A 21,987-nucleotide genomic window follows, 5' to 3' on the forward strand; every position below is an offset into this window, starting at 1 on the left:
GCGGGTGGGGCCGCGGCGTCAGCCGCGCGGGACCACCACGACCGGGCAGGCGGAGTGGTGCAGCGCGGCATGCCCGACCCGGCCGAGCTGCAACCCGAAGTGGCCGTGCCGGTGGCGGGCCCCCAGCACCAGCAGGTCCGCGGCGGCGGACCGCCGGACCAGCACCTTGTGCGCCGGGCCCTCGACGGTGGTGCGGCGGACGTGCACCGTCGGGTGCGCCTCGGCCTCTTCCGCCACCGCCGCGTCGACCAGCGCCGACGCCTGCTGCTCGTAGTGGTGCTCGGGTCCTGCGGCGCGCCGGTCGCGGTCCGCGGTCTCGTAGGCGGGGCAGCGCCAGGCACGGATCGCGTCGAGGGCGCAGCCCCGGGCCTCGGCCTCCCGGAAGGCGAACCGGACGGCCGGGGAGCCCTTGGCGGTGTCGCCGACGCCGAGCAGCACCCGGTCGTGGCCGCTCTCCAGGCCGGCCCGGTCGCCGCGGACCACCACCACCGGATGCCCGGCGCGGGCCGCCACCGACAGGCTCACCGAACCCAGCAGCAGATCGGCGAACTCCCCGCGCCCCTTGGAGCCGAGGACCACCGCGGAGGCATAGGGGGCCTCGCGGAGCAGCGCGGTGACCGCGTCGTCGGCCAGGACCTGGACCGTGACCTCGACCTCGGGGTTGCGGCGGGCGGCGCGGTCGGCGGCGGAGGCGACGACCCGGTCGGCCATCGCCTGCTCCTCGGGGGCGCTCTCCTGCGGCGCCACACCCTCGTACCGCTCCCACCGGGACGCGTAGACCAGGCGCAGCGGCAGTCCGTGCAGCGCCGCCTCGTCCACCGCCCAGTCCAGGGCGCGCAGCCCGGCGTCCGATCCGTCGACGCCTACGACCAAGGGGAGTTCCATGGTCCCCACCGCCTTCCGTCGCTCGGGCCGTGGCCGTGCCGGGGCGGGCGCCGGGTGGCCCACTTCCATCGTGTGCCCCGGCACCGGGGGCGCGCCAGGGCCCGCGGGCGCATCCGAGCGGCCCCGGACCGGATGCCGTGGTGCCATGGAGGGGCGAGTGTGATGAAGGAATGCCGAAGGGACCCGTCATGTCCGCCGCGTCACCGCTGGCCGCGTGTCTGCGTCCGGTGCGGGCCGTGGTCTTCGACACCGACGGGGTGCTCACCGACTCCGCGCGGATCCACGCCGCGGCCTGGCAGGAGGCGTTCGACGCCTGTCTGGCGGCCGCGGGCGGGCAGCGGCCCTTCGACCCGGTCGACGACTACCTCCGGCACGTGGACGGCCGGTCTCGGCTGGACGGCGCCGCCGCGTTCCTGGCCTCCCGGGGGCTGGCGCTGCCGCCCGGCTCCCCCGGTGACGCACCGGGCACCAGCACCGTGGCGGCCGTCGCGGCCCGTAAGGACGAGGTGTTCCGGGCACTGCTGCGGGAGCGCGGGGCCGTCGTGTGGCCGGGCAGTGTGCGGCTGGTGCACGCGCTGCGCGGGGAGGGGATCCCGTGTGCCGCGGTGTCCGCGTCCCGGCACGCCACCGAGCTGCTGACCCGGGCGGGACTGCTCGGGCTGTTCCGGGCGGTGGTGGACGGCAACGAGGCGGCGCGGCTGGGGCTGCCGGGCAAACCGGACCCGGCGCTGTTCGCGGAGGCGGCCCGGCGGCTGGCCGTCCCGCCCCGGGAGGCGGCCGTGGTGGAGGACGCCACCGCCGGGGTCGAAGCCGGCCGGCGCGGCGGATTCGGCCTGGTCGTGGGCGTCGACCGGAGCGGCACCCCGGGGCACGCGGCCGCGCTGCGCCGCCACGGCGCCGATGTGGTGGTCGCCGACCCCGGCGATCTGCTGGCCCCCGGGACGGCCCCATGACGGCGCCGGCCTGGACCTGGACGTACGAGGGGTACGACCCCGAGGAGGAGCGGCTGCGGGAGGCGCTGTGCACGCTGGGCAACGGCCGGTTCGCCACCCGCGGCGCCGCCCCGGAGGCGCCGCGCGGCCCCGCGCACTACCCGGGCACCTACGCGGCCGGCGTCTACAACCGGCTGACCTCCACCGTCGCCGGCCGCCGGGTGGAGAACGAGGACCTGGTCAACCTGCCCGACTGGCTGCCGCTGCGCTACCGCATCCGCCCCGCGGACGCCGCCGGACCCGGCCCCTGGCTCTCGCCCGACCACCCGCAGCTCACCGGCCACCGCCGGACGCTGGACCTGCGCCGCGGCACGCTGACCCGCTGGTCGTCCTACGAGGACGGCGCCGGGCGGCGGCTGACCGTCACCGAACGCCGTCTGGTGCACATGGCCGAGCCCGATCTCGCCGTCCAGCGCGCGGTGTTCACCGCCGAGGGCTGGGCCGGGGAGGTGGAGGTCGAGGCGGGGCTGGACGGCGACGTCCGCAACACCGGGGTGGCCCGGTACCGCGAGCTGGCCGACACCCATCTCACCGACTGGGAGACCGGTTCCGCCGACGACGGCGTGTACTGGCTGCGCTGCCGGACCGTCGCCTCCGGCATCACCGTCGCGCTGGCCGCCCGGATCCGCGCCGCGCCGCGCGGCGGCACCGCCCGCACCGCCCTCGCGGCCCGCACGGCCCGGCGGGTGCTCACCGTCCCGGTCCGGCCGGGCACCCCGGCGACCGTCGACAAGACGGTGGCGCTGCACACCTCCCGGGACCAGGCCCGCACGGCACCGCTCCCGGCCGCCCTGGAGACGGTCCGCCGCGCCCCGGCCGTCCCCCGGCTGCTGGCCTCGCACCACCGCGCCTGGCAGCACCTGTGGCGGCAGGTGCGGCTGGACGTCCCGGGCGAGGCCGGCCGAATCCTGCGGCTGCACGTCTTCCACGTGCTGCAGACCCTCTCCCCGCACACCGCGCGACTCGACGTCGGGGTGCCGGCGCGCGGCCTGCACGGCGAGGCGTACCGGGGGCATGTCTTCTGGGACGAGCTGTTCGTGCTGCCGTTCTTGAACCTGCACTTCCCGGAGGTGTCCCGGGCGCTGCTGGACTACCGGCACCGGCGGCTGCCGGCGGCCCGCCGGGCGGCGCGCGAGGCGGGCCGGGCGGGCGCGATGTACCCGTGGCAGAGCGGCAGCGACGGCCGCGAGGAGACCCAGCGGCTGCACCTCAATCCGCGCTCGGGCCGCTGGCTGCCGGACCATTCGCACCTCCAGCACCATGTCGGCTCGGCGATCGCCTACAACGTGTGGCAGTACTGGCAGGCCAGCGGCGACACCGCGTTCCTGCACACCAAGGGCGCGGAGATGCTGCTGGAGGTCGCCCGCTTCTGGGCGGCGAGCGCGGACTGGGACCCGGCGCTGGAGCGCTACCGCATCCGCGGGGTGGTCGGTCCGGACGAGTACCACGACGGCTATCCGGAAGCCGACCGGCCGGGCCTGGACGACAACGCCTACACCAACGTCACCGCGGCCTGGGTGCTGACCCGGGCGCTGGACCTGTGCCGGACGCTGCCGGAGGGGCGCCGGCGGCCGCTGTTCGAACGGCTGGAGCTGTCCCACGACGAGCGGCAGCACTGGGACGACCTCGCGCACCGGCTGTACGTGCCGTTCCACCGGGGCGTGATCAGCCAGTTCGCGGGCTACGGGCAGCTGGCCGAGCTCGACTGGGCGGGCTACCGCGCCCGCTACGGCGACATCCGGCGGCTGGACCGGATCCTGGAGGCGGAGGGCGACACCGTCAACCGCTACCAGGCGTCCAAACAGGCCGATGTGCTGATGCTGGGCTATCTCTTCTCGCCCTCCGAACTGGCCGGCATACTCGGCCAGTTGGGCTATCTCCTCGACGACGACGTCTGGCGGGCGACCGTCGACCACTATCTGCACCGCACCTGCCACGGCTCGACGCTGAGCGCCGTGGTCCACGCCTGGGTGCTGGCGCGGGTGCGCCGGGACGACGCCTGGACGTACTGCGCGGAGGCGCTCACCGGCGACATCGCGGACGTCCAGGGCGGCACCACCGCGGAGGGCATCCACCTGGGCGCGATGGCCGGCACCCTCGATTTCGTGCAGCGCGGGATGACCGGCCTGGAGACCCGGGAGCGCGCCCTGTGGCTGGATCCGGCGCCGCTCCCCCAGCTCTCCAAGTTCGGCGTGCGGATCCGCTACCGCCGCCACCGGGACATCGACCTGCGGATCCGCACCGATCGGGTGCGGATCACCGTGCCGGAGTCCGCGCACGCCGCGGTCCGGGTCCGGCTGCGCGGCCGGCCGTTCACCGTCGCCCCGGGAACGACCCGCCGCATCGACCTCCCCGACGGCTGACCCGACCGTCGACCACCGCGGCCCGGCGGTGCGGTCAATCGGGCTGGGGCAGCGGAGTTCCCGCCCCGGCCGCCGCCGCGTCCGGAGCCGCCCCGCGCAGATACTCCTCGCTGATCCGCTTCGGCCCGAACGGCCACTCCCGCTCGTGGCGGGCCCATCCCAGGAACGCCACCAACCCCGCCGCGACCCAGGCCAGCGACCATTCGACGGGGTGTCGGCCGGGGGCGTTGCGGTCCGCGTAGCCGTAGATCACCAGCCAGCCGACCAGCGCGATCAGGCTCGGCAGCGGGTAGAGCCACATCCGGTAGGGGCGGCGCAGCGCCGGCTGCCGGCGCCGCAGCACGGTGACCGCCGCGATCTGGGCCAGCGACTGCACCAGCACCATCACCGTGGTGAGCAGCTGGATGACGGTCGTCAGGTCGGTGTGCCGGCCCAGGAGGAAGCCCGCCGCCATGATGCCGCCCATGGTCAGCAGCCCCAGGACGGGGAAGCGGTGGCGGGGGTGCAGCGTGCCGTACGGGCGGAAGAACACCCGGTCCCGGGCGGCGTCGTAGGGGACCCGGGAGCCGCCCAGCAGCCCGGTCATGACGGAGGTGACGGCGGTGACGAGGATGAGCACGGTGACGGCTTCGGCGGCGGTCCGGCCCCAGGCGCGTTCCAGGACGGCGGAGGCGACCGAGGAGCCGGCGGTGCTGTGCGGGTCGAGCATCTCGCGCCAGTCGACGACGCCGAGGGTGCCGATCTGGAGCAGCAGGTAGATCGCCATGATGCCGAGGATGGAGAAGAGGATGGCCCGCGGCAGGGTGCGGCCGGGCCGCTTGATCTCGGCGCCCATGTAGGCGGTGGTGTTGTAGCCGAGGTAGTCGTAGATGCCGATGGTGAGTCCGCCGGCGAACCCCACCCAGAAGTGACTGGCCGCCAGTTCCACCGCGTGCGCGGGGTAGGTGAAGGCCCGCTCCGGGCTGAAGTGGGTGAACGCCGCGAGGACGACCAGGCCGACGGCGGCGATCATCACCGTCCACAGCACGACGGTGAGCCGGGCGATGCGCTCCACCCGGCGCCAGAGCAGCACCACGATGCCGACCGTGACGGCCAGTCCGACCGCGTCCCCCTGCGCCTGGCTCATCCCCGGCCACAGATAGCCCAGGTACTGCACGAAGCCGATCACGCCGGTGGACATCCCGAGCGGGATGAACAGCATCGCCGTCCACACGAACAGAAACGGCATCAGCTTCCCGGTCCGGTACTGGAACGCCTGCCGCAGATACACATAACTGCCGCCCGCCCCCGGCAGCGACGCACCCAACTCCGCCCACACCAGACCGTCCGCCAGCGCCAGCACCGCACCCGCCACGAACCCGATCACCGCCTGCGGCCCGCCGAACGCCGTCACCATCAACGGGATCGTCACGAACGGCCCGATGCCGCACATCTGGCTCATGTTGATCGCGATGGCCTGCAACAGCCCGATCCGGCGGACGAAACCCGCCCGTTCCCCCAGCAGGTCCGACACCCTTCAAGCCCCTTCCCCTGCCGGCGCACCCGCCGGCCGCGGCCCGTTCCGCGGGGCCCCAGGCTGACACGCCGGCCACCGCCGCGCACCGGCCCGGACCGAACCCGTCGCACCCCGGCGACGGCCACCGGGCGGCCGACCCGCCGCCTACACCTCCCCGTACGCCTCCCCGCCGAGCTCCAACCGGGCCGTCCCGGCCGTGGTGTCCGCCAGCCAGGCCCGGAAGCCCGCCAGGTCCGCCTCCGGCAGCCCCACCTCGATGTGGACCTCGGCTCCGTAGGTCACCTCGCGCACCGCCCGCCCCGTGGTGCGCAGGTCGTTCTCCAGTCGGCCCGCGCGCTGGTGGTCCACGGTGACCGTCACCAGTCGGAACCGCTGCCGGGTGACCGTGCCCAGCGCGTCCAGCGCCTCGCCGACCACGCCCCCGTAGGCGCGGATCAGACCGCCCGCCCCCAGTTTGATGCCGCCGAAGTACCGCGTGACCACCGCGACCACATAGCGCACCTCCCGCCGCACCAGCATCTGCAGCATCGGCACCCCGGCCGTACCGCCCGGTTCACCGTCATCGCTGGCCTTCTGCACCCCGCCGTCGGCCCCCAGGACGTACGCGAAGCAATGGTGCCGGGCGGTCGGGTGCTCCTTGCGGATGCGCGCGATGAAGTCCTGGGCCTCCTCCTCCGTCGCGACCGGCGCGAGCGCACAGAGGAAGCGGGACTTGTTGATCTCGATCTCGTGGACACCCTCACGGGCCAGCGTCCGGTACTGCTCCTGCATCCGACCAGCCTAGAACCTTCTCCACCGCCGCCGGACGGGGCGGTCCCGCCACCCGGCACCCCGCGCCGCGCTGCGGTGTCCGCCGTACGGGCGCAGTGCGCACCGCCGGGCGGCGTACCCGGGCCGTCCGCACGGTGCGTCGGGAAGACGTCCGCCGTGCCCATGGGCACTGTGGCCCAAGCGGGACCCGGCGCCGCACGGAGCCACGGGGCCCGGCGGGAACGGAACGGCGGCTCGGCGGAGGGCTTCATGGACGACAGCACACAGGCGGCGATGACGGCCGGCGCTCCGGTGACCGGCGAGGAGATGCCGGCGCCGCCCCCGGAGGTCGTCGAGGCGGCCCGCCAGGCACCGGACCACTGGCTGGCCATGGTGGACCTGACCTGGTCCGGCGAGGACGCACCACCGCTGTGGGCGGTGGTCGGGCAATGGCGGTCCGGCCCGGACGGCGAGATCGCGGAGTGGCGGGACAACCCGGAGTACCGCCCGTCGCCGCAGATGCTGGACTGGGCGGACCCCACCGACGCCGTGGACCGCGCGGTGCAGCTGTCGGCCACCGGATACGGCCCGGAGCAGGCGGTCTACGAGGAGCTGGCGCGGGCGGAGCTCTCCTTCCTGGTCACCACGACCGGCGCGCCCCTGGCCGCGGCGTCCCCCGAGGGCGCCCCGGTCGTCCCCGTCTACACCTCCGTCGCCCACCTGGAATCGGCCGGCCGGCTGTGCTACGACCAGCGGCCGGCGGCCGAACTCGTCGAGCAACTGCCGCCCGGCCACACCCTCTACGTCAATCCGTCCGGCCCGGTGAGCATGGTCGTGGAGCCCGAGCAGCTGCGTGCCGCGCTGGCCGCCGCGGGCGGCGCCGAGGCCGGGCAGCGCACCCGGGAGGCCGCCCCCGCCACCGCGCTGCGGCCGGGGACCGGCGCCGGCGCACCCGAGCCGGTGACCGGCGGCCGGGCGATCGGCAAGCCGGCCCGCTCCGCGGCGACCGGCAACGTCGTCGGCGCCGGCCTGGCCCGCGGCACCGGCTGACCCGCCCCCTGAACCCGCCCCGCCCGTCTTCCCCTTCGGGCGGGGCGTCTCGCTGTCTCCCGGCCGAACGCATCGCGGCGCGTCCGGAATGTTCGGAGCCCGCCGCCCGTTGTGGCAGACCGGGACCAGGGACGACAGGAGACGCCCATGCACGCCGACCAGGCGACCATCCGCAGGATCCTCACCGAGCTCGGGGACACCTGGGCGGTGGTGGGGCTGTCCGCCAACCAGCAGCGCGCCGCCTACGGCGTCGCCGAGACCCTCCAGCGCTACGGCAAGCGGATCGTGCCGGTGCACCCCAAGGCCGAGACCGTGCACGGGGAGGTGGGGTACCCGACCCTGGAGGCCGTCCCCTTCAAGATCGACGTGGTGGACGTCTTCGTGCGCAGCGAACTCGCCGGTGCCGTCGCCGACGAGGCCGTCGCCGTCGGCGCCCAGGCCGTCTGGTTCCAGCTCGGCGTCATCGACGACGCCGCCGCCCACCGCACCCGCGCCGCCGGCCTCGCCATGGTGATGAACCGCTGCCCGGCGATCGAGATACCTCGTTTGGCCTGAACGCGGGGTGCCCCAGGGCGTGCCCTAGCATGCCGGCATGATCACGCCACGTGCCGCCCGCCCGGAGGACGCCGCCGAGCTGGTCCGGCTGCGCCGGCTGATGTATCTGGCCATGAACGGCCGTGACGAGCCCGGCAGTTGGGAGCGGGACGCGGAGATCGTGGCGCGCCGGCAGCTGGTCGACCCACAGGCCCGGCTGATCGGTTTCGTGCTGGACGGGGAGCCCGCCGGGACCGGGTCCGGGGCAGCCGCGCCGCATCTCGCGGCGTGCGCGCTCGGCCGGATCGACGAGCGGCTGCCGTCCCCGGCCCATCCGACGGGCCGCGTCGGCTTCGTCTTCAACGTCTGCACGGATCCCCGGTATCGGGGCCGGGGCTACGCCCGGGCGACGACCGAGGCGCTGCTGGCGTGGTTCGCGCGGCACGACATCGACCGGGTCGACCTGCACGCCACGGACGCCGCCGCGCCGCTCTACCGCAGCCTGGGCTTCGCCGAGCACGCCACGCCGCTCTCCCTGGACCTGCGCCGGAGGCCGGGCGCCGCAGCGGGCTGAACGGCCGGCGCCGCGCGGCCGGATGCCACCGCCCGAGCGGGCCCGGCGGCCTCAGCGGGCCGCCTGGATGATCACCGACATGGTCATCTCCACCGGCTCCGTGCCGTCGTTGCGGTAGCCGTGCGGGACCTTGGCCTCGAAGGTCGCCGAGGCCCCGGCGGGCACCTCGTGCGTCGCGCCGTCGACGATCAGGCTGAGGGTGCCGGACCGGACGTGCAACAGCTCGACGGTGCCCGGCGGATGTGGGTCGGAGGCGCTCTCGTCGCCCGGCATCAGCCGCCAGTCCCACATCTCGAACGGGCCGGGCGCCTCGCCGCCCACGAGGAGTGAGGTGTAGCTGCCGGCTTCCGTGGACCACATCCGGACCGCCTGACCCGGTGCCACGATCCGCACCTGCGGGCCCTGTTCGTAGTCGAGGAGCGTGGTGATGCTGACGCCGAGCGCGTCGGCGATCTTCACGGTGGTGCCCACGCTCGGGTTCGTCCGGGCCTGCTCGATCTGGATGATCATGCCGCGGCTGACTCCGGCGCGGGCCGCCAGCGCATCGAGGGTGTAGCCGCGCTCGGTGCGCCAGCGTTTGAGGTTGCGGGCGAGCGCCTGCGTGAGCTGGTCGAGGTCCGTCACGGTCCGTCCAAGTCGGTGGTCGGGGCGGCAGGTCAATATATTCGCTACCGCGGTTCAATTTATTGCACTACGGTGTGGTGTACTTCAGCGTCCGCTTCACTGTACTGCGAGGTTTCTCCATGACCGCGGCCTTCGCCCTGGCCACCTGCCTCCTCTGGGGGCTCGCCGACTTCGGCGGCGGATTGCTCACCCGGCGCCTGCCCGCCCTGACCGTCGTGGTGGTCTCGCAGACGCTGGCCGCCCTGGTGCTGGGCGGCATCGTGCTGGCCACCGGCGGCTGGCGGGAGGCCGGTCCGCAACTGTGGTTCGCCGTCGGAGCCGGCGTCGTCGGCCCCGCCGCGATGCTCTGCTTCTACCGCGCACTCGCCCTCGGCCCGATGGGCGTGGTCTCCCCGCTCGGCTCGGTCGGCACCGTCCTGGTCCCGCTCGGCGTCGGCATCGTCGCGGGCGAACGGCCGGGACTCCTCCAGGCCGCGGGCATCGTCGTCGCGGTGATCGGTGTCCTGCTGGCCGGCGGGCCCCGGCTCGGCGGCACGTCCGTGGCCCGTCGGACGATCGCGCTCACCCTGTTCTCCGCGCTCGGCTTCGGCGCGGTGATGGCACTGATCGCCGAGGCGTCCTCGACCGTGACCGGGCTCTTCCTCGCCCTGTTCGTCCAGCGGGTGTGCAATGTGGCGGTCGGCGGGGCGGCCCTGTTCGCCGCGGTCCGGCGCGGCGTCCCGGCACTGCCCGAGGGCGGGCTGCCCGTCCTGCGCGGGGCGCTCCCCGCCCTCGCCTTCATCGGCATCGCCGACGTCGCCGCCAACGGCACCTACGCCATAGCCGCCCAGCACGGCCCGGTCACCATGGCGGCGGTGCTGGCCTCCTTGTACCCGGTCGTCACCACGCTGGCGGCCCTCGGCGTCCTCAAGGAACGGATGCGCGCCGTCCAGACCGCCGGGGCCTCCCTCGCCCTGGTCGGCTCGGTCCTGCTCGCGACCCACGGCTGACGAGGAACATCCGGACAACCGCACAGCCACCAACCGCACGAGCCCCCCACAAGACCCCACAAGAGGCAGACGCCGGACGACCTACGGCAGGCGGAAATGTGATGGCAGGCGCCCCTAGCTCTCCGCCTTCTCCCACTCCCCCAGCGCCACCAGTTGCTCCGGCGTGACGCCCTCGGGGATCGGCACCGGCGCCGGTGTCCGCAGCGGTGGCTGCCAGCCCGCGCCCGGCTCCCAGCGGCGGACGATCCTGGCGGGCGCCCCGGCCACCACCGCGTGGTCGGGGACCTCGCCCCGGACCACCGACCCGGCCGCGACCACCACGTTCCGCCCCAGCCGCGCGCCGGGGAGGATGACCGCACCGGTGCCGATCCAGCCGCCCGACCCTATGGCGACCGGCTCGCTGCGCGGCCACTGCTTGCCGACCGGCGTCTCGGGGTCGTCGTAACTGTGGTTGGTGGTGGTGACGTAGACGCCGGGGCCGAAGAAGCAGTCGTCGCCGATGGTCAACCGGACGTCCGCGATCACATGGCTGCCGCGGCCCAGCACCACGCCGTTGCCCAACGTCAGGATCGGCTCCGCACCCAGATCCAGATCGGGCATCATGCCCGCGGTGAGGGTGACGTCCTGGCCGATGATGCAGTACGCGCCGAGCTCGATCCACGGGTCGCCGAAGACCGTGCCCTGCGGGAACGCCAGCCGGGTGCCGGTGCCGATCCGGCGGAAGCGGTACGGGCCCGGGCGCTCGGCCGTGACGGCCCCGGTCTCCCGCACCCAACGCGCCCCGCGGTGAACGGCGCTGGACACCGCCCGGCGCCGCCAGGCCGTCAGGGACGAGAACACGTTCTGGTTTATCGGCACCCGCACACCGTACTCAGCGCGCCCGGCCACCGACCGCGCGCCGGGCTGTGATCTTCACCCCACCCGCCGCCCCGTCCACCCGGCGGCCGGTTCGTCTACGGTGCTGGTGGCGCGGCACTCAACCGGCGAGGAGAAGCGCAGATGGCGGAACGAGCAGTGATCGCGGCAGTGGGCGGCGAGGCGCCGAGCATCGACCCCGGGGCGTACACCGCGCCCACGTCCGTCGTCGTCGGCGACGTCACCCTGGCCGCGGGGGCCAGCGTCTGGTACCACGCGGTGCTGCGCGCCGACTGCGGCCCCATCGTCCTGGGCGCCGACAGCAACATCCAGGACAACTGCACGGTGCACGTGGACCCGGGCTTCCCGGTGACCGTCGGCGAGCGGGTCTCGGTCGGCCACAACGCCGTGCTGCACGGCTGCACCGTCGAGGACGACGTGCTGGTGGGCATGGGTGCCACGGTGCTGAACGGGGCACACATCGGCGCGGGTTCGCTGATCGCGGCCCAGGCGCTGGTCCCGCAGGGGATGCGGGTGCCGCCGGGCTCGCTGGTCGCCGGCGTGCCGGCCAAGGTCAAGCGCGAACTGACCGCGGAGGAGCGGGAGTCCATCAAGCTCAACGCCGCGATGTACCTGGAGCTGACCGCCCGCCACCGCGCGGCGGTCCCGGTCGCCGCGGACGGTGCCGATGCCGGGGAGTCGACGGCCTGACGGGCCCGGATGCGCGAGGTGCGGCCCGGTCGGGGCCGCACCGACGGGTCCGCCTCCCCGTTTCGCGGGGTTCAGCCCCGCCGGGCCTGCTGGCCGAGGCTCAGCGCGGAGGAGAGCAGCTCCGCGTCGAAGAGCGTGGCGTCCGCGAGGCGGTTGGCGTTCCCGTAGGCGTTCATCATGACCTTGGCGGTGCGCAGCGCCGTGGGCGACCGGCGGACCAGCGGCCTGGTCCAGCGGGCGACGGCCGCGTCCAGCTCGTCCTCGGGGACGACGGTGTGCAGGATGGAGAGTTCCCGGGCGGTCGCGGCGTCGAAGTTGCTCGCGGTGAGGATCAGTTCGCGGACCCTGGCGGCACCCACCTCGTTCAGCAGCCGCGGCATGATGCCGCCCCAGGCCGGCGGTACTCCGAGGCCGAGTTCCGGCAGTCGGAAGCGGCAGGTGTCGGCGCCCGCCCGCAGGTCGCAGAAGATCGCCAGGCCCACGCCGGCTCCGACCACTGCGCCGTGGAGGCGGGCGATGGTCACCACGTCGGTGGTCGCCAGCGCGTCGCACACCCGGCGGGCCTTGTTGCCGAGCGCGCGCAGCGCCAGACCGCCCCTGTCCTCCGCGAGCAGTTCCGGGAACTCGCTGCGGTCGCCGCCCAGGCAGAAGTCGTCGCCCTCACCGGAGAGGATCAGCACCCGTATGCCGGTCTCGTCGTCCAACGCGCCGAGCACGGTGAGGAGTTCGTCGAGGATGAGCCCGGAGACGGCGTTGCCGGTCTCGGGGCTGTTGAGTCTGACCCGGAGCACGGGTCCCTCATGCGTCACGAGGAGGGTCTTGAAGTCGTGCATCATGGTTGTTCCTTGTTCGTTGAGCCACGCTGCCTGCGGGGGATGCCCTCGATCAGGCACGGACGACCGGGAGTTCCATCAGTCGGCGGAAGGCCACCCGCGGCGCCCAGGTGGGGGTGCCGGCGACCTGCAGCCCCTGGCCGGGCAGGCCCCGCAGCAGCGAAGACAGGACGCAATCGGCCTCCATACGGGCCAGTGCGTTGCCGAGGCAGTAGTGGATGCCACCGCCGAAGCTCAAGTGCGGCGCCTTGCGCCGGATGTCGAAGACCTCGGGAGCGGCGTACTGCTCCGGGTCGTGGTGTGCGGCTCCCACCATGAGTTGCACCATCTCGCCCTGGCGGACGGGTACTCCGGCGAGCTCGGTGTCCTCGGGGGCGATCCGGCTGATCATGTGGATCGGGGCGTCGTAGCGCAGCGTCTCGTCGATCGCGCCCGGTATGTGCTCGGGGTTGATGCGCAGCCAGTCCAGCTGCCGAGGGTGCTCCAGGAGGAGCCACGCCAGGCTCGTCAGCAGGTGCGAGGTGGTCTCCAGCGCCGCCAGGACCATGAAGAGCGCCAGGGCGTAGACGGCCTCGTCGGCGGCGTCCTGGTCGGCCTCGAACTCGTCCCACATCCGGATCCAGGACGACACCGGATCGTCTCCCGCGGATTTTCGACGTTCTCGTATCAGACCGGTGAAGTACTCACGCAAACTCCGGGTGGCCGAATCGGAAATGGCGAGCTGACTCGGCGAGGGGAAGAGTTCCTGAGTGTGCACCTGGTCGTGCGTGAGCGTACGGAGCAGCGGGAAATCCGCGGAAGGCAGCCCCAGCCATTCACCGACAGTGATAATCGGCAGTTCGTCGCCGACCATCGCGCAGAAATCGGCGGTGCCGCCGTGGAGTTCCTCGAAGAAATTGTCGAGCAGCCGGTCCGCGTTCTTTTTGACCGACTTCTGCATGCGCTGCAGCGAGGTGCGGTCGAAAACATTTCCCAACGGCCGCCGCATCCGCGTGTGATGCGGCGGGTTGAGCATCGGCATCGTGGCACCCATCTGCCGCGAAGCAGGCGCGTGCCACCGCGCCGCATCGACCTGAGCGGCCCGCCAGCCGCTGTCCGGGACGCGCCAGTCCCGGCTCCGCAACACCTGGTGGCAGAGCCGGTACGAGGTCGCCACGTGCCCGCCCCACGGCGCCGGAACCATTTCTCCCATGGCCCGGAGTTGCGTGTAGAACGGCAACGGATTCGCTTGCCCTCGCGCCGAACGCAGTCGAGAGAAAAGCGCAACCACACTGCGTCGGTCGACGGAGGTGGTAGCCAGGGCGGGCTCCACGGGCGACTCCCTTTCCAGAAGATCACACAGTAATCGCCAGCGCTGCATACCCCTCCGCGTGAACGTTTATGCGAGGATTGAACATCTACGCTGTCACAAAGCTCACACCTTCCACCAGTTCAGGAATCCACTCCACCAACCGTTCTTCCTGCGCTTGCCCTGCTCCTGGGCGGAACCGTCGGGCTGCGCGGCCTGCTGTGCGGGGTGGGCCGCGGAGGAACGCCGGTCCGCCCGTATCGGGGTGAACCGGGCCGGCAGTGCATTGAGCGCGCGGTGGAACGGACCCGGCCGCCAGGTCAGCGTCTCCTGCGGAACCCCCAGCTCGATGTCGGGCAGGGTGTTCAGCAGCTTCTCGATCGCCCGGATGGAGATCAGCAGCGCGGGATCCTTGGCCGGGCAGGCGTGCGGCCCGGCACCCCACGCGAGGTGGGCCCGCTTGCTGAAGGTCTGCCGACTGGCCGACAGGGTCGGGTCGGCGTTGGCCGCCGCGAAGCTGATGAGCACCGGCGACCCGGCCGACAGCCTGCTCCCGGAGACCTCCACGTCGCGGGTCGGGTAGTGCGCGGCGTAGTTGGCGATGGGCGGGCTGTTCCAGAGCACCTCGTTGATGGCGTCCTCGACCAGCACGCCCCCACCGTGCTGACCGTCGGCGAACTGCTCCTCGGACAGCAGCTGCAGCAGCGAACTGCCGATGATGTTCTGCACCGGCTCGGTGCCCGCCCCGATGAGCAGCGCCAGCTGATGGACCATCTCCTCGTCCGTCAGCTTGGCAGGGTGCTGCATCATCCAGGACGTCATGTCCTCGTCCGGCAGCGCCCGCTTCAGCGCGACCAGCTCGAACAGCGCCCCGGCCATCTCCTCGTTGGCCCGCTCCACGTCGATGCCGTCGAACAGGCTGGAGATCGCGACGATCAGCCGGTCGCCGAGCTCCGCGGGGCAACCGAACAGGTCGTTGAAGACCAGCAGCGGCACGACCTGCGCGAAGTCGCCGATGAGATCGGCCTTGCCGCGGATGCTGAACTGGTCGACGAGGTAGGCCGCGACCCGGTCGACGTGCCGGGCGACCCGGTGCATATCGACCTTGGCGAGGCTGTCCGTGACCACCTGACGCAGCCGCAGATGAGTGGCCCCGTCCGAGAACATGCTGTTCGGCCGGTACATCATCATCGGCAGCACAGGGCTGTCCAGGGGCACCCGGCCCTCGTTGAGCGCGCGCCAGCGGCGCGGGTCACGGGCGAAGGTGTCCGGGTTCTGCAGGATCTGCAGCGCGGTGGCGTAGTCCGTGACGAGTTCCGCCTCGACGCCGGGGGCCAGTTCGACCGGGGCGGTCGCACCGTACTGTCGCAGCCGTGTGTAGACCGCGTGCGGGGCGGCGGCGAATTCCGGGCCGTGCAGGGACGTGCTCATGCCATCTGCATGCGCCGGGCAACCTGGCGGTGGAGTCTGGAATTCCGGTTGAGATTGCATCAATGCACTCCTAGTTGAGGCGGGACTGGAGATAGCGGACCAGCGTGATCAGAGAATCTGCCGACGATTTCTGGTCACGCGCATCGCAATGGACGACCGGCGTCTCCGGGAGCAGATCGAGCGCCTCCCGGATCTCGTCGAACGAATGCTCCGGAGTCCCGTCGAAACGGTTCACCGCGATCGCGTACGGGATGCCGTAGTGTTCCACCAGGTCCATGACAGGGAAGGACTCCTCAAGTCGCTGCGGGTCGACCAGGATCAGCGCCCCGAGGGCCCCGCGCGTCATGTCCTCCCATACCTGAACGAAACGCTGCTGACCGGGAGTTCCGAACAGGTACAGGACCAGTCGTTCGCTCAGCGTCAGCCGGCCGAAGTCCATCGCGACGGTCGTCGTGGTCTTCTCCGGCACCGCCCTCAGGTCGTCGATGCCCGCGCTGGCCTGCGTCATGACCTCTTCGGTGCGCAGCGGCGGGATCTCCGACAGGGTTCCGATGAACGTGGTCTTACCCACCGCGAAGTGCCCGACGACGAGGATCTTCGCCGCGGTCTGCACCGAGTTCCGCAGGTACACCCCGTCATCCAAAGCGAGCCTGGAGCCCATTCAGCACCTCCTCCAGGATTTGCCGTTCGACAAGCTGAGCGCTGGGGATGGGCGCGCGCACATAGAGATGGCCCTCCTCCGTGAGATCGGACACCAGAATTTTGACGACGCCCACCGGCAGCCCGGCGTGCCCGGCTATCTCGGCGATCGACAGAAAACCCCCGGCGCACAGCTCCAACAGGCTCTGCTTCTCCGGGTCGAGCGGCTTGGTCCGGGGTGGTTCCTGAGCGACGGTGACCAGTGTCAGCAGCGAGAAGGCGCTGTCGTCGACAAGGTCCCGGCCGTTGGTGATGACGTACGGCCGTACTAATTCCGCTGCCTCGTGTACCAGCTCCGGCTCGTCATCGGTCGTCATGGTTGGATATCGGCCCTCTCACGCGGAGGACTGGTCAGTGCCTTGCCGAGCTGGCCGACCAGTTGCTGCATCCGGAACGAGATCTCCCCCATGTCGACGTCGGGCGACGCCGACACCGCGAGATAGGCACCCTCGCCGGCCGAGATGAGGAAGACCCAGCCGTGGTCGAATTCCACCAGCGTCTGCCGCCACTGCGGGCGTACCCCGGGACCGGTGCTGTTGCAGAAATCAGCGACCGTTCGGCTCAGCGACTGCATACCACTCATCGCGGCGGCCACGGTATCGGCGTGGTCCCGGCCGACCTCCTTCGAACGGGCCATCAGCAGGCCGTCGGCGGAGACGAGGATCGCATGCTGTGCTTCAGGCAATTCCAGCGCACTGTCAAGCATCCACGACAGATCGTAGTTCACGGAACCTCATGCCCTTCACTGCTTGCTTGGGTGGAACGACGGCCCGATTGCGTACCGCGCTGGAACGCGCCCATGGCGGACGCGGTCCGGGCGCTGTCGCGAGCCGGAGTGGGGGTGCTCTCGGCCGCCGGCGGCACGATCGAAATAGCGCCACGGCGGCGGCGCTTCGGCAGTCCGCCGGCGGTCGTCTCGGACGCCGCCGGAGCGTCCGCTCCGGAGTCGCCGAAGCTCGGCGGCGGTGCCGTCGCGCGGTGCCGCCCCGGGAGCGGGGCGCCCTGCTGACCAGGAGGATTCTCGGGCGGCAACGGGGTGGACGCGGCAGCCACGGCAGGAGCCTCCTCGGGTTCGTGCAGGGACGTGAGCAACTCGTCGGGGAGCAGGACGACCGCGCGCACACCGCCGTACGGCGAGGTGGAGTCGACCGAGACCGTGAAGCCGTAGCGGGCGGCGAGCACACCGATGACCGTGAAACCGAACTGCGGCGGGTTGCCGAGACTGGAAACGCTGGCCGCATTGCCGCCGGAAAGCAGCTGGCCGGCCCGAGCCTTTTCCTCCTCGTTCATGCCGACACCGGCGTCGTCGACGACGATGCACACGCCCTTGGGTACCGGGCGGATGTTGATTTCGATCACCGTTTCCGGCGCGGAATAGCTGGTGGCGTTGTCCAGCAATTCCGCGAGGACCAGCGCCACCGGTTCGACGGCGCGGCTCACGATGGCGAAATTGCTCTGCGAGCGGATCTCGACGCGAGTGAAGTGACGAATGCGTCCCTTTGCACTGCGGACTACGTCGTAGAGCGAAGCGTCATTACGGCGCCGACCGAGCCATCCATCACAGAGCACGGCGATCGACTGAGCGCGCCGCGCGAACTGCGAGTTCATGTGGTCGATATCGAGCAGATCCTGGAGAATCCTATGCTCGCCGTATGTCTCCTGAAGTTTGGAGATCGTCAGCTGCTGCTCGCTCGCCAGACCCTGGAGGGTCCGCATGGCGGCCTTCAGAGTGTTCTTGGTGGCCTCTTCGGCGCGATCCTTGGCCTCCTCCACGGCCTCCGCATAGTGCTCTTCCAGTTGGGCGTAGTGCTGCTTCAGTTCAAGCTTTTCTTTTCTAAGCTCCGATATCTTTTTTCGGCCACGAATAATCGCGGTAGCGGCGACAGGGGTACCAGCGACCAATGCCCAAAGCGCTGGGTCCTGGAGATATTGCGTCATAGGTCTCTCTTCGGATGACGAAGCCACCAGGTGCCGTGTGCCCGGCTGCCGTGTGGATATTCAAACGCGGCCCCAGACACTCGACGAACGGCCGCGCACAGTCGCCTGCCAGAAAGCCTCTGAAGGCCCGGATAATGGCATAGCTCTCCCCGGGGTGGCGTTTTTCTCAGGCTGATACGCGGAATTCACTTTTGCCATAGCAGGTGACTACCCGGTTGGCAAGTGCGATGATCTTAGCATCACGCCATCGACGGTAGTCCAACAGCGATCCGTAACCTTCTGACACCTGACGGAGATTCAACAAAGGTTCCCTTTGGGGCCATTGGCTCCCGGCGCCGCTCCCGAGCGCAACCGGTTGGGTCGCTTCCTGACGACCCGCTAGCACTTCGCCACCGCCCGGCAACGAACGCAACACACCACGAAACCGCAGGCCGGATCGCTGATTCAGAACACCGTGCACGCAGGCGATCTTGTCGCCGCGCCCGCACCCCGCACCGTCACCCGCGGGCCGGCGTCCCGCGAGGAGCGGCGCGCAGCGGCCCCTCCGCGCGCAGGCCGCGGCCGCCGTCAACACACCGCGTCCCGCACGGCGTCAACGGCGGCGTCAAACGGCCCGAGGCCGACCGGCGCGTCCTCGGACCTCGGCACCACCCCGGTCGCGCCGCCCACCAACGGGCCCGCCGCGCACCGCGGCCGACGGACCGTCAGACGGACGGTGCCGCCACCGGCCCCTGCATCTGCTCGCTGATCCAGTGCAGCGACTCGGGCATCCGCTTGATGTAGGTGTGACCGCTGTGCACACCATCCGGTATTTCGAAGAGCGTGGAGTGGATCGGCCCGCGGACCCCGCCGGTGTAACCGCTGATGAACCGCTTCACATCGGGCACCGCGTCCTCCTTGCTCCCGAGCTCGAAGGCCAGGTAGACCGGCGGCCCGCCGCGCGCCGCCAACTGCCGCGCCAGATGCCGCGGGTCGTTCGCCAGCTTCTCGGCCGGGTGCCCCTTCCACAGCGGCGAGTCCGGAGCGGTGTCGGGACCGTTGACGATCGCCGCCTTGAACCGCTGCGGCTCCTTGAGCACCGCCTTCAACGCCGCGAACCCGCCCGACGAGGAGCCCATGAAGGCCCAGCCGTCCCGCGTCGCATACGTACGGAAGTTGGTCCGGGCGAACTCCGGCACGTCCCGCGTCAGCCAGCTCCCCATCTTCGGCTGCCCCGGGATGTCGCTGCCGTCGTAGTACGTCTTGCGGGGATTGAGCACCGGCATCACCAGGATGAAGGGCAGCGTCTTGCCCTCCTTCGCCCACTCCGACAGCCGCTCCTCCAGCGCGAACGGCGCATCCGTCCAGTAGTTGGACGGATACCCCCAGGCACCAGGCAGCGCGATCAGCACCGGGAAGCCGCTCCGGGCGTACTTGGCCTGGTTGTACTGCGGCGGCACCCAGGCCCACATGTCCCCGGTGTAGCCGGACACCCGCCCGTGCCACTTGGTGTGCACCACCTTGGTGCCGTCTTCCCCGGTCGCGCGGTAGGTGGTGAACACCGAGCGGGGGCCCCGCGGCATCACCACCTGCGGCCGACCGTTGAGCGCGTCCGCGGTACGGGCCCGCAGCCGGGGCACGTTCGACGCGTCCACGACGTCCTGCCCCGGCCCGCCGCATCCGGCCAGCAGCCCCAAGGCCACCACACTCACCGCAGCTCGGACGCGCAGGGACTTCATCGGAACGATCTCCTCAGGCACTTGGGGCCGGCCGGGACACCACGGTGCCACCGCGAAACCGGTCGAAAGGCACCACTTTAAGATCGACCCGGCCGCTGCCGAACGCCGCCCCCGCCCTTCGTGACCTGGGGTTTACCGATCTGTATCACCATGAAGACGAACACCCACGTCAAGCGCGCCGAACACGTTTCCCCCTAACGGTGCAGCCCATCCGCTGTTTGCCCCACGGTCAGCTCTGGCATCGTGGGTCGTTCCTAGGGAAGTGCACGGCGCTGTGCCGTGGTTGGGGATGACCGATGACCGCGTGGGCCGATCACGAGCCGCTGCCCGCCGTAGTGGGGCGGGCAGTTGAGCACGAGCAGGTGACCGGGCTGCTGGGCGGGCCCGGGCCGGTCACGCTCACCGGACCGGCCGGGGTGGGCAAGAGCCTGCTGGCCCGGGCCGTCCTCCAGGAGCACCCCGCGGCCCACCCGGGCACCGTCGTCCGGATCGCCTGCTGGGACGGACTGACCGCGGACGAGCTGACCGGCGCCCTCCGTCGCACGGCCGGCCTCCCGCCGGCAGGCACCGTCGAAGAACTCGCCCGGCACTGCCGCGCCCACCGCATGATCGTCCTCCTCGACGACTGCGACCCGCTGCTCCACGCCTGCGCGGCCCTGGTCCGCCGGCTGCTGCGGACCGAACCCGCACTGCGGATCATGGCGACGGCCCGCCGCCCGCTGGGGCTGCCCGGCGAACGGACCGTCGGCCTCGCCCCGCTGCCGGTGACCCTCGGCGAGGGCATCGCCGGACCGGCCGTCGAACTCCTCGCCGCGCGCACCGGCCCCGCCGCCCCGGAGCTGCTGGTCGCGGTGTGCCGGGCGCTGGAGGGCTGCCCGCTGGCGATCGAACTGGCCGCCCGGCAGCTGGACCGGACGACGCTGGCCCAACTCGCCGCCCGGCTGGACGCGGACGGCCCACTGCACTTCTCCGGCCCCTCCCCCACCACCCGCCACACCTCGCTGCACGCCGCGCACGCCGCCGGCTACGCCCTCTGCTCCCCTCTCGACCGCCGGGTCTGGGCCCGCCTCTCGGCCCTCCCCGGCGACTTCGACCCCTGGCTCGCGCAGTGCGTCTGTGCCAGCAGTGACGTTTCTGCAGCCGCCGTCGGCGACGCCCTGGAACGCCTGCGCACCGCCTCCGTCCTCGAATGCGTACGCGACGCCGCGGGCGCCCCCGGCTCCGGTACCGCGCTGCCGCCCCGCTACCGGCTTCCGCGCGGCGCCCGCGACTTCGGGCGGCTCCGACTGCGCGAGGCCGGCGACGAGGCCGGGGCCCTGCGCCGGTTCCGGCAGGGGTGCGCTGCCCTCGCGGCCGAGGCCCAGATCACCTGGCAGGGCACCGGCCAGCAACTCGCCGTCCGCCTCGTCGAGGACGAGCAGCACCACCTCGACGCGGCGCTGACCCGGCCCCCGTTGGATGCCGAGGACGCACTCGGCGCCCTGGACATCGCGGTCTCCCTGTGGTTCCAGTGGGCGGCCTGCGGCTTCCGCCGCGAAGGCCGCGCCCACCTGGACCGACTGCTCCCGCTCGCCCAGGAGGACACCGCGCTCCGGGCCCGCGCCCTGTGGCTCGCCGGCTACCTCGCGGCCCAGGAGAACGCCCCCGCCGCCGCGGGACCCCTGCTCGCCCAGGCGTGGCAGGCAGCCGTGATGCACGCGGACGCCGACGGCCTGGCCCGTATCGCCCACGCACACGCGGTCCTCGCGCTCCACCGCGAGGACACCGCGACCGCCGTGGCCTGTCTGGAAGAGGCCGCCCGACACTCCTCCCGCGACCCGTGGTTCGGCCCCGGCCCCGCCCACAGCTGGGCCCTGCTCGCCCTCGCCCTCGCCCCGCTCGACGCGTCCCGGGCCCGGACCGCGGCCCGCCGCGCCTGGGAATCCCGCCACGCCGACAGCGACTTCTGGCTGCACTCCACGATCCTCTACGCCCGCGCGCTGATCGAACGCACCCACGGCGACCCGGCCGCCGCGCTCCGGGCCTGCCGCAAGGCCCTGGTCGCCAAGAAGCTGATCGGCGACCCGCTCTTCATCGTGGGCGCCCGCACCATGCTGGCCGGGCTGCGCCGCGGCGTCCGCACCGCCGCCCCGGTGCGCCCGACCGGCGGCGAGCCGCGCTGGTGGCGCCGTGCCGACCCCGACCCCGACGACCGTCCGTTCTTCTCCCGGCCGCGCACCGGGCCGTGAGCCCACGCC

The 21,987-nt window shown here is 72.2% G+C and carries 21 protein-coding genes; 8 read left to right on the forward strand and 13 right to left on the reverse strand.

The genetic code is table 11. The annotated features are described in order from the left end of the window. Window positions 1-18 precede the first annotated feature (18 nt). Window positions 19-885 carry a universal stress protein gene (locus tag JNO44_RS37580; RefSeq protein WP_205368483.1) on the reverse strand — a complete coding sequence of 289 codons (867 nt, stop codon included), beginning with the start codon at window positions 883-885 and terminating at the stop codon, window positions 19-21. Window positions 886-1,073: 188 nt separating this feature from the next. Here JNO44_RS37580 and JNO44_RS37585 point away from each other — a divergent pair, with 188 nt between their 5' ends. Further along, a complete protein-coding gene (locus JNO44_RS37585; RefSeq protein ID WP_205368484.1) occupies window positions 1,074-1,838 on the forward strand; it encodes an HAD family hydrolase in 765 nt (254 codons plus the stop codon). Next, the gene (locus JNO44_RS37590) at window positions 1,835-4,240 is read left to right on the forward strand and encodes a glycoside hydrolase family 65 protein (RefSeq protein WP_205368485.1); all 2,406 of its coding nucleotides are present in this window, start codon (window positions 1,835-1,837) and stop codon (window positions 4,238-4,240) included. Before JNO44_RS37585 ends, JNO44_RS37590 begins: the two co-directional genes overlap by 4 nt. Window positions 4,241-4,274: 34 nt before the next feature. Here the strand turns inward: JNO44_RS37590 and JNO44_RS37595 are convergent, their stop codons facing one another. Both JNO44_RS37595 and JNO44_RS37600 read right to left on the reverse strand, forming a co-directional pair. After that, window positions 4,275-5,753: an APC family permease gene (locus JNO44_RS37595; RefSeq protein WP_205368486.1), complete on the reverse strand. Its 1,479-nt coding sequence runs from the start codon at window positions 5,751-5,753 to the stop codon at window positions 4,275-4,277. 147 nt (window positions 5,754-5,900) lie between these two features. After that, a complete protein-coding gene (locus JNO44_RS37600) occupies window positions 5,901-6,527 on the reverse strand; it encodes a YigZ family protein (RefSeq protein WP_205368487.1) in 627 nt (208 codons plus the stop codon). Between the two features lie 249 nt (window positions 6,528-6,776). On the opposite strand from JNO44_RS37600, the gene JNO44_RS37605 reads away from it, so the two are divergent. The 3 genes from JNO44_RS37605 to JNO44_RS37615 all read left to right on the forward strand — a co-directional run bounded on the left by JNO44_RS37605 (window position 6,777) and on the right by JNO44_RS37615 (window position 8,664). Further along, complete coding sequence (locus JNO44_RS37605; protein ID WP_205368488.1) at window positions 6,777-7,556, forward strand: type VII secretion system-associated protein; 780 nt, start codon at window positions 6,777-6,779, stop codon at window positions 7,554-7,556. Between the two features lie 147 nt (window positions 7,557-7,703). Continuing rightward, window positions 7,704-8,111, forward strand: a complete 408-nt coding sequence (locus JNO44_RS37610; protein WP_205368489.1) for a CoA-binding protein — start codon at window positions 7,704-7,706, stop codon at window positions 8,109-8,111. A 37-nt stretch (window positions 8,112-8,148) separates the two neighbouring features. Next, window positions 8,149-8,664: a GNAT family N-acetyltransferase gene (locus JNO44_RS37615; protein ID WP_205368490.1), complete on the forward strand. Its 516-nt coding sequence runs from the start codon at window positions 8,149-8,151 to the stop codon at window positions 8,662-8,664. 51 nt (window positions 8,665-8,715) lie between these two features. Here JNO44_RS37615 and JNO44_RS37620 read toward each other — a convergent pair whose 3' ends face one another. After that, window positions 8,716-9,288, reverse strand: a complete 573-nt coding sequence (locus JNO44_RS37620; protein WP_205368491.1) for a helix-turn-helix domain-containing protein — start codon at window positions 9,286-9,288, stop codon at window positions 8,716-8,718. A gap of 119 nt (window positions 9,289-9,407) precedes the next feature. On the opposite strand from JNO44_RS37620, the gene JNO44_RS37625 reads away from it, so the two are divergent. Continuing rightward, window positions 9,408-10,277, forward strand: a complete 870-nt coding sequence (locus tag JNO44_RS37625) for a DMT family transporter (protein WP_205368492.1) — start codon at window positions 9,408-9,410, stop codon at window positions 10,275-10,277. A 114-nt stretch (window positions 10,278-10,391) separates the two neighbouring features. On the opposite strand, the gene JNO44_RS37630 is transcribed toward JNO44_RS37625, so the two are convergent. Continuing rightward, window positions 10,392-11,135: an acyltransferase gene (locus JNO44_RS37630; RefSeq protein ID WP_205368493.1), complete on the reverse strand. Its 744-nt coding sequence runs from the start codon at window positions 11,133-11,135 to the stop codon at window positions 10,392-10,394. 141 nt (window positions 11,136-11,276) lie between these two features. On the opposite strand from JNO44_RS37630, the gene JNO44_RS37635 reads away from it, so the two are divergent. Then, on the forward strand, window positions 11,277-11,843 hold the full coding sequence (locus JNO44_RS37635; protein ID WP_205368494.1) for a gamma carbonic anhydrase family protein: 567 nt from the start codon (window positions 11,277-11,279) through the stop codon (window positions 11,841-11,843). Window positions 11,844-11,914: 71 nt separating this feature from the next. Here the strand turns inward: JNO44_RS37635 and JNO44_RS37640 are convergent, their stop codons facing one another. The 8 genes from JNO44_RS37640 to JNO44_RS37675 all read right to left on the reverse strand — a co-directional run bounded on the left by JNO44_RS37640 (window position 11,915) and on the right by JNO44_RS37675 (window position 19,750). Continuing rightward, on the reverse strand, window positions 11,915-12,679 hold the full coding sequence (locus JNO44_RS37640) for an enoyl-CoA hydratase/isomerase family protein (RefSeq protein WP_205368495.1): 765 nt from the start codon (window positions 12,677-12,679) through the stop codon (window positions 11,915-11,917). A gap of 49 nt (window positions 12,680-12,728) precedes the next feature. Continuing rightward, entirely contained in the window at window positions 12,729-13,868 is a 1,140-nt protein-coding gene (locus JNO44_RS37645; RefSeq protein WP_240167838.1) for a cytochrome P450, read from the reverse strand. A 222-nt stretch (window positions 13,869-14,090) separates the two neighbouring features. Beyond that, window positions 14,091-15,455, reverse strand: coding sequence for a cytochrome P450 (locus tag JNO44_RS37650; protein ID WP_205368497.1), 1,365 nt, complete (start codon window positions 15,453-15,455; stop codon window positions 14,091-14,093). A 10-nt stretch (window positions 15,456-15,465) separates the two neighbouring features. Continuing rightward, window positions 15,466-16,056, reverse strand: a complete 591-nt coding sequence (locus JNO44_RS37655) for a GTP-binding protein (protein ID WP_067344430.1) — start codon at window positions 16,054-16,056, stop codon at window positions 15,466-15,468. Next, entirely contained in the window at window positions 16,031-16,411 is a 381-nt protein-coding gene (locus JNO44_RS37660; RefSeq protein WP_205368498.1) for a DUF742 domain-containing protein, read from the reverse strand. Before JNO44_RS37660 ends, JNO44_RS37655 begins: the two co-directional genes overlap by 26 nt. Beyond that, window positions 16,408-16,821 carry a roadblock/LC7 domain-containing protein gene (locus JNO44_RS37665; RefSeq protein WP_205368499.1) on the reverse strand — a complete coding sequence of 138 codons (414 nt, stop codon included), beginning with the start codon at window positions 16,819-16,821 and terminating at the stop codon, window positions 16,408-16,410. The genes JNO44_RS37660 and JNO44_RS37665 overlap by 4 nt, the downstream gene beginning before the upstream one ends. After that, complete coding sequence (locus JNO44_RS37670; RefSeq protein ID WP_205368500.1) at window positions 16,818-18,032, reverse strand: sensor histidine kinase; 1,215 nt, start codon at window positions 18,030-18,032, stop codon at window positions 16,818-16,820. Before JNO44_RS37670 ends, JNO44_RS37665 begins: the two co-directional genes overlap by 4 nt. A gap of 704 nt (window positions 18,033-18,736) precedes the next feature. Further along, window positions 18,737-19,750 (reverse strand): alpha/beta hydrolase, encoded by a 1,014-nt coding sequence (locus tag JNO44_RS37675; RefSeq protein ID WP_205368501.1) that lies wholly within the window; start codon window positions 19,748-19,750, stop codon window positions 18,737-18,739. Between the two features lie 296 nt (window positions 19,751-20,046). On the opposite strand from JNO44_RS37675, the gene JNO44_RS37680 reads away from it, so the two are divergent. Further along, window positions 20,047-21,978, forward strand: a complete 1,932-nt coding sequence (locus tag JNO44_RS37680) for an ATP-binding protein (protein WP_205368502.1) — start codon at window positions 20,047-20,049, stop codon at window positions 21,976-21,978. Window positions 21,979-21,987 lie beyond the last annotated feature (9 nt).

Source organism: Streptomyces noursei (assembly GCF_016917755.1).
Taxonomy (GTDB): Bacteria; Actinomycetota; Actinomycetes; order Streptomycetales; family Streptomycetaceae; genus Streptomyces; species Streptomyces yunnanensis.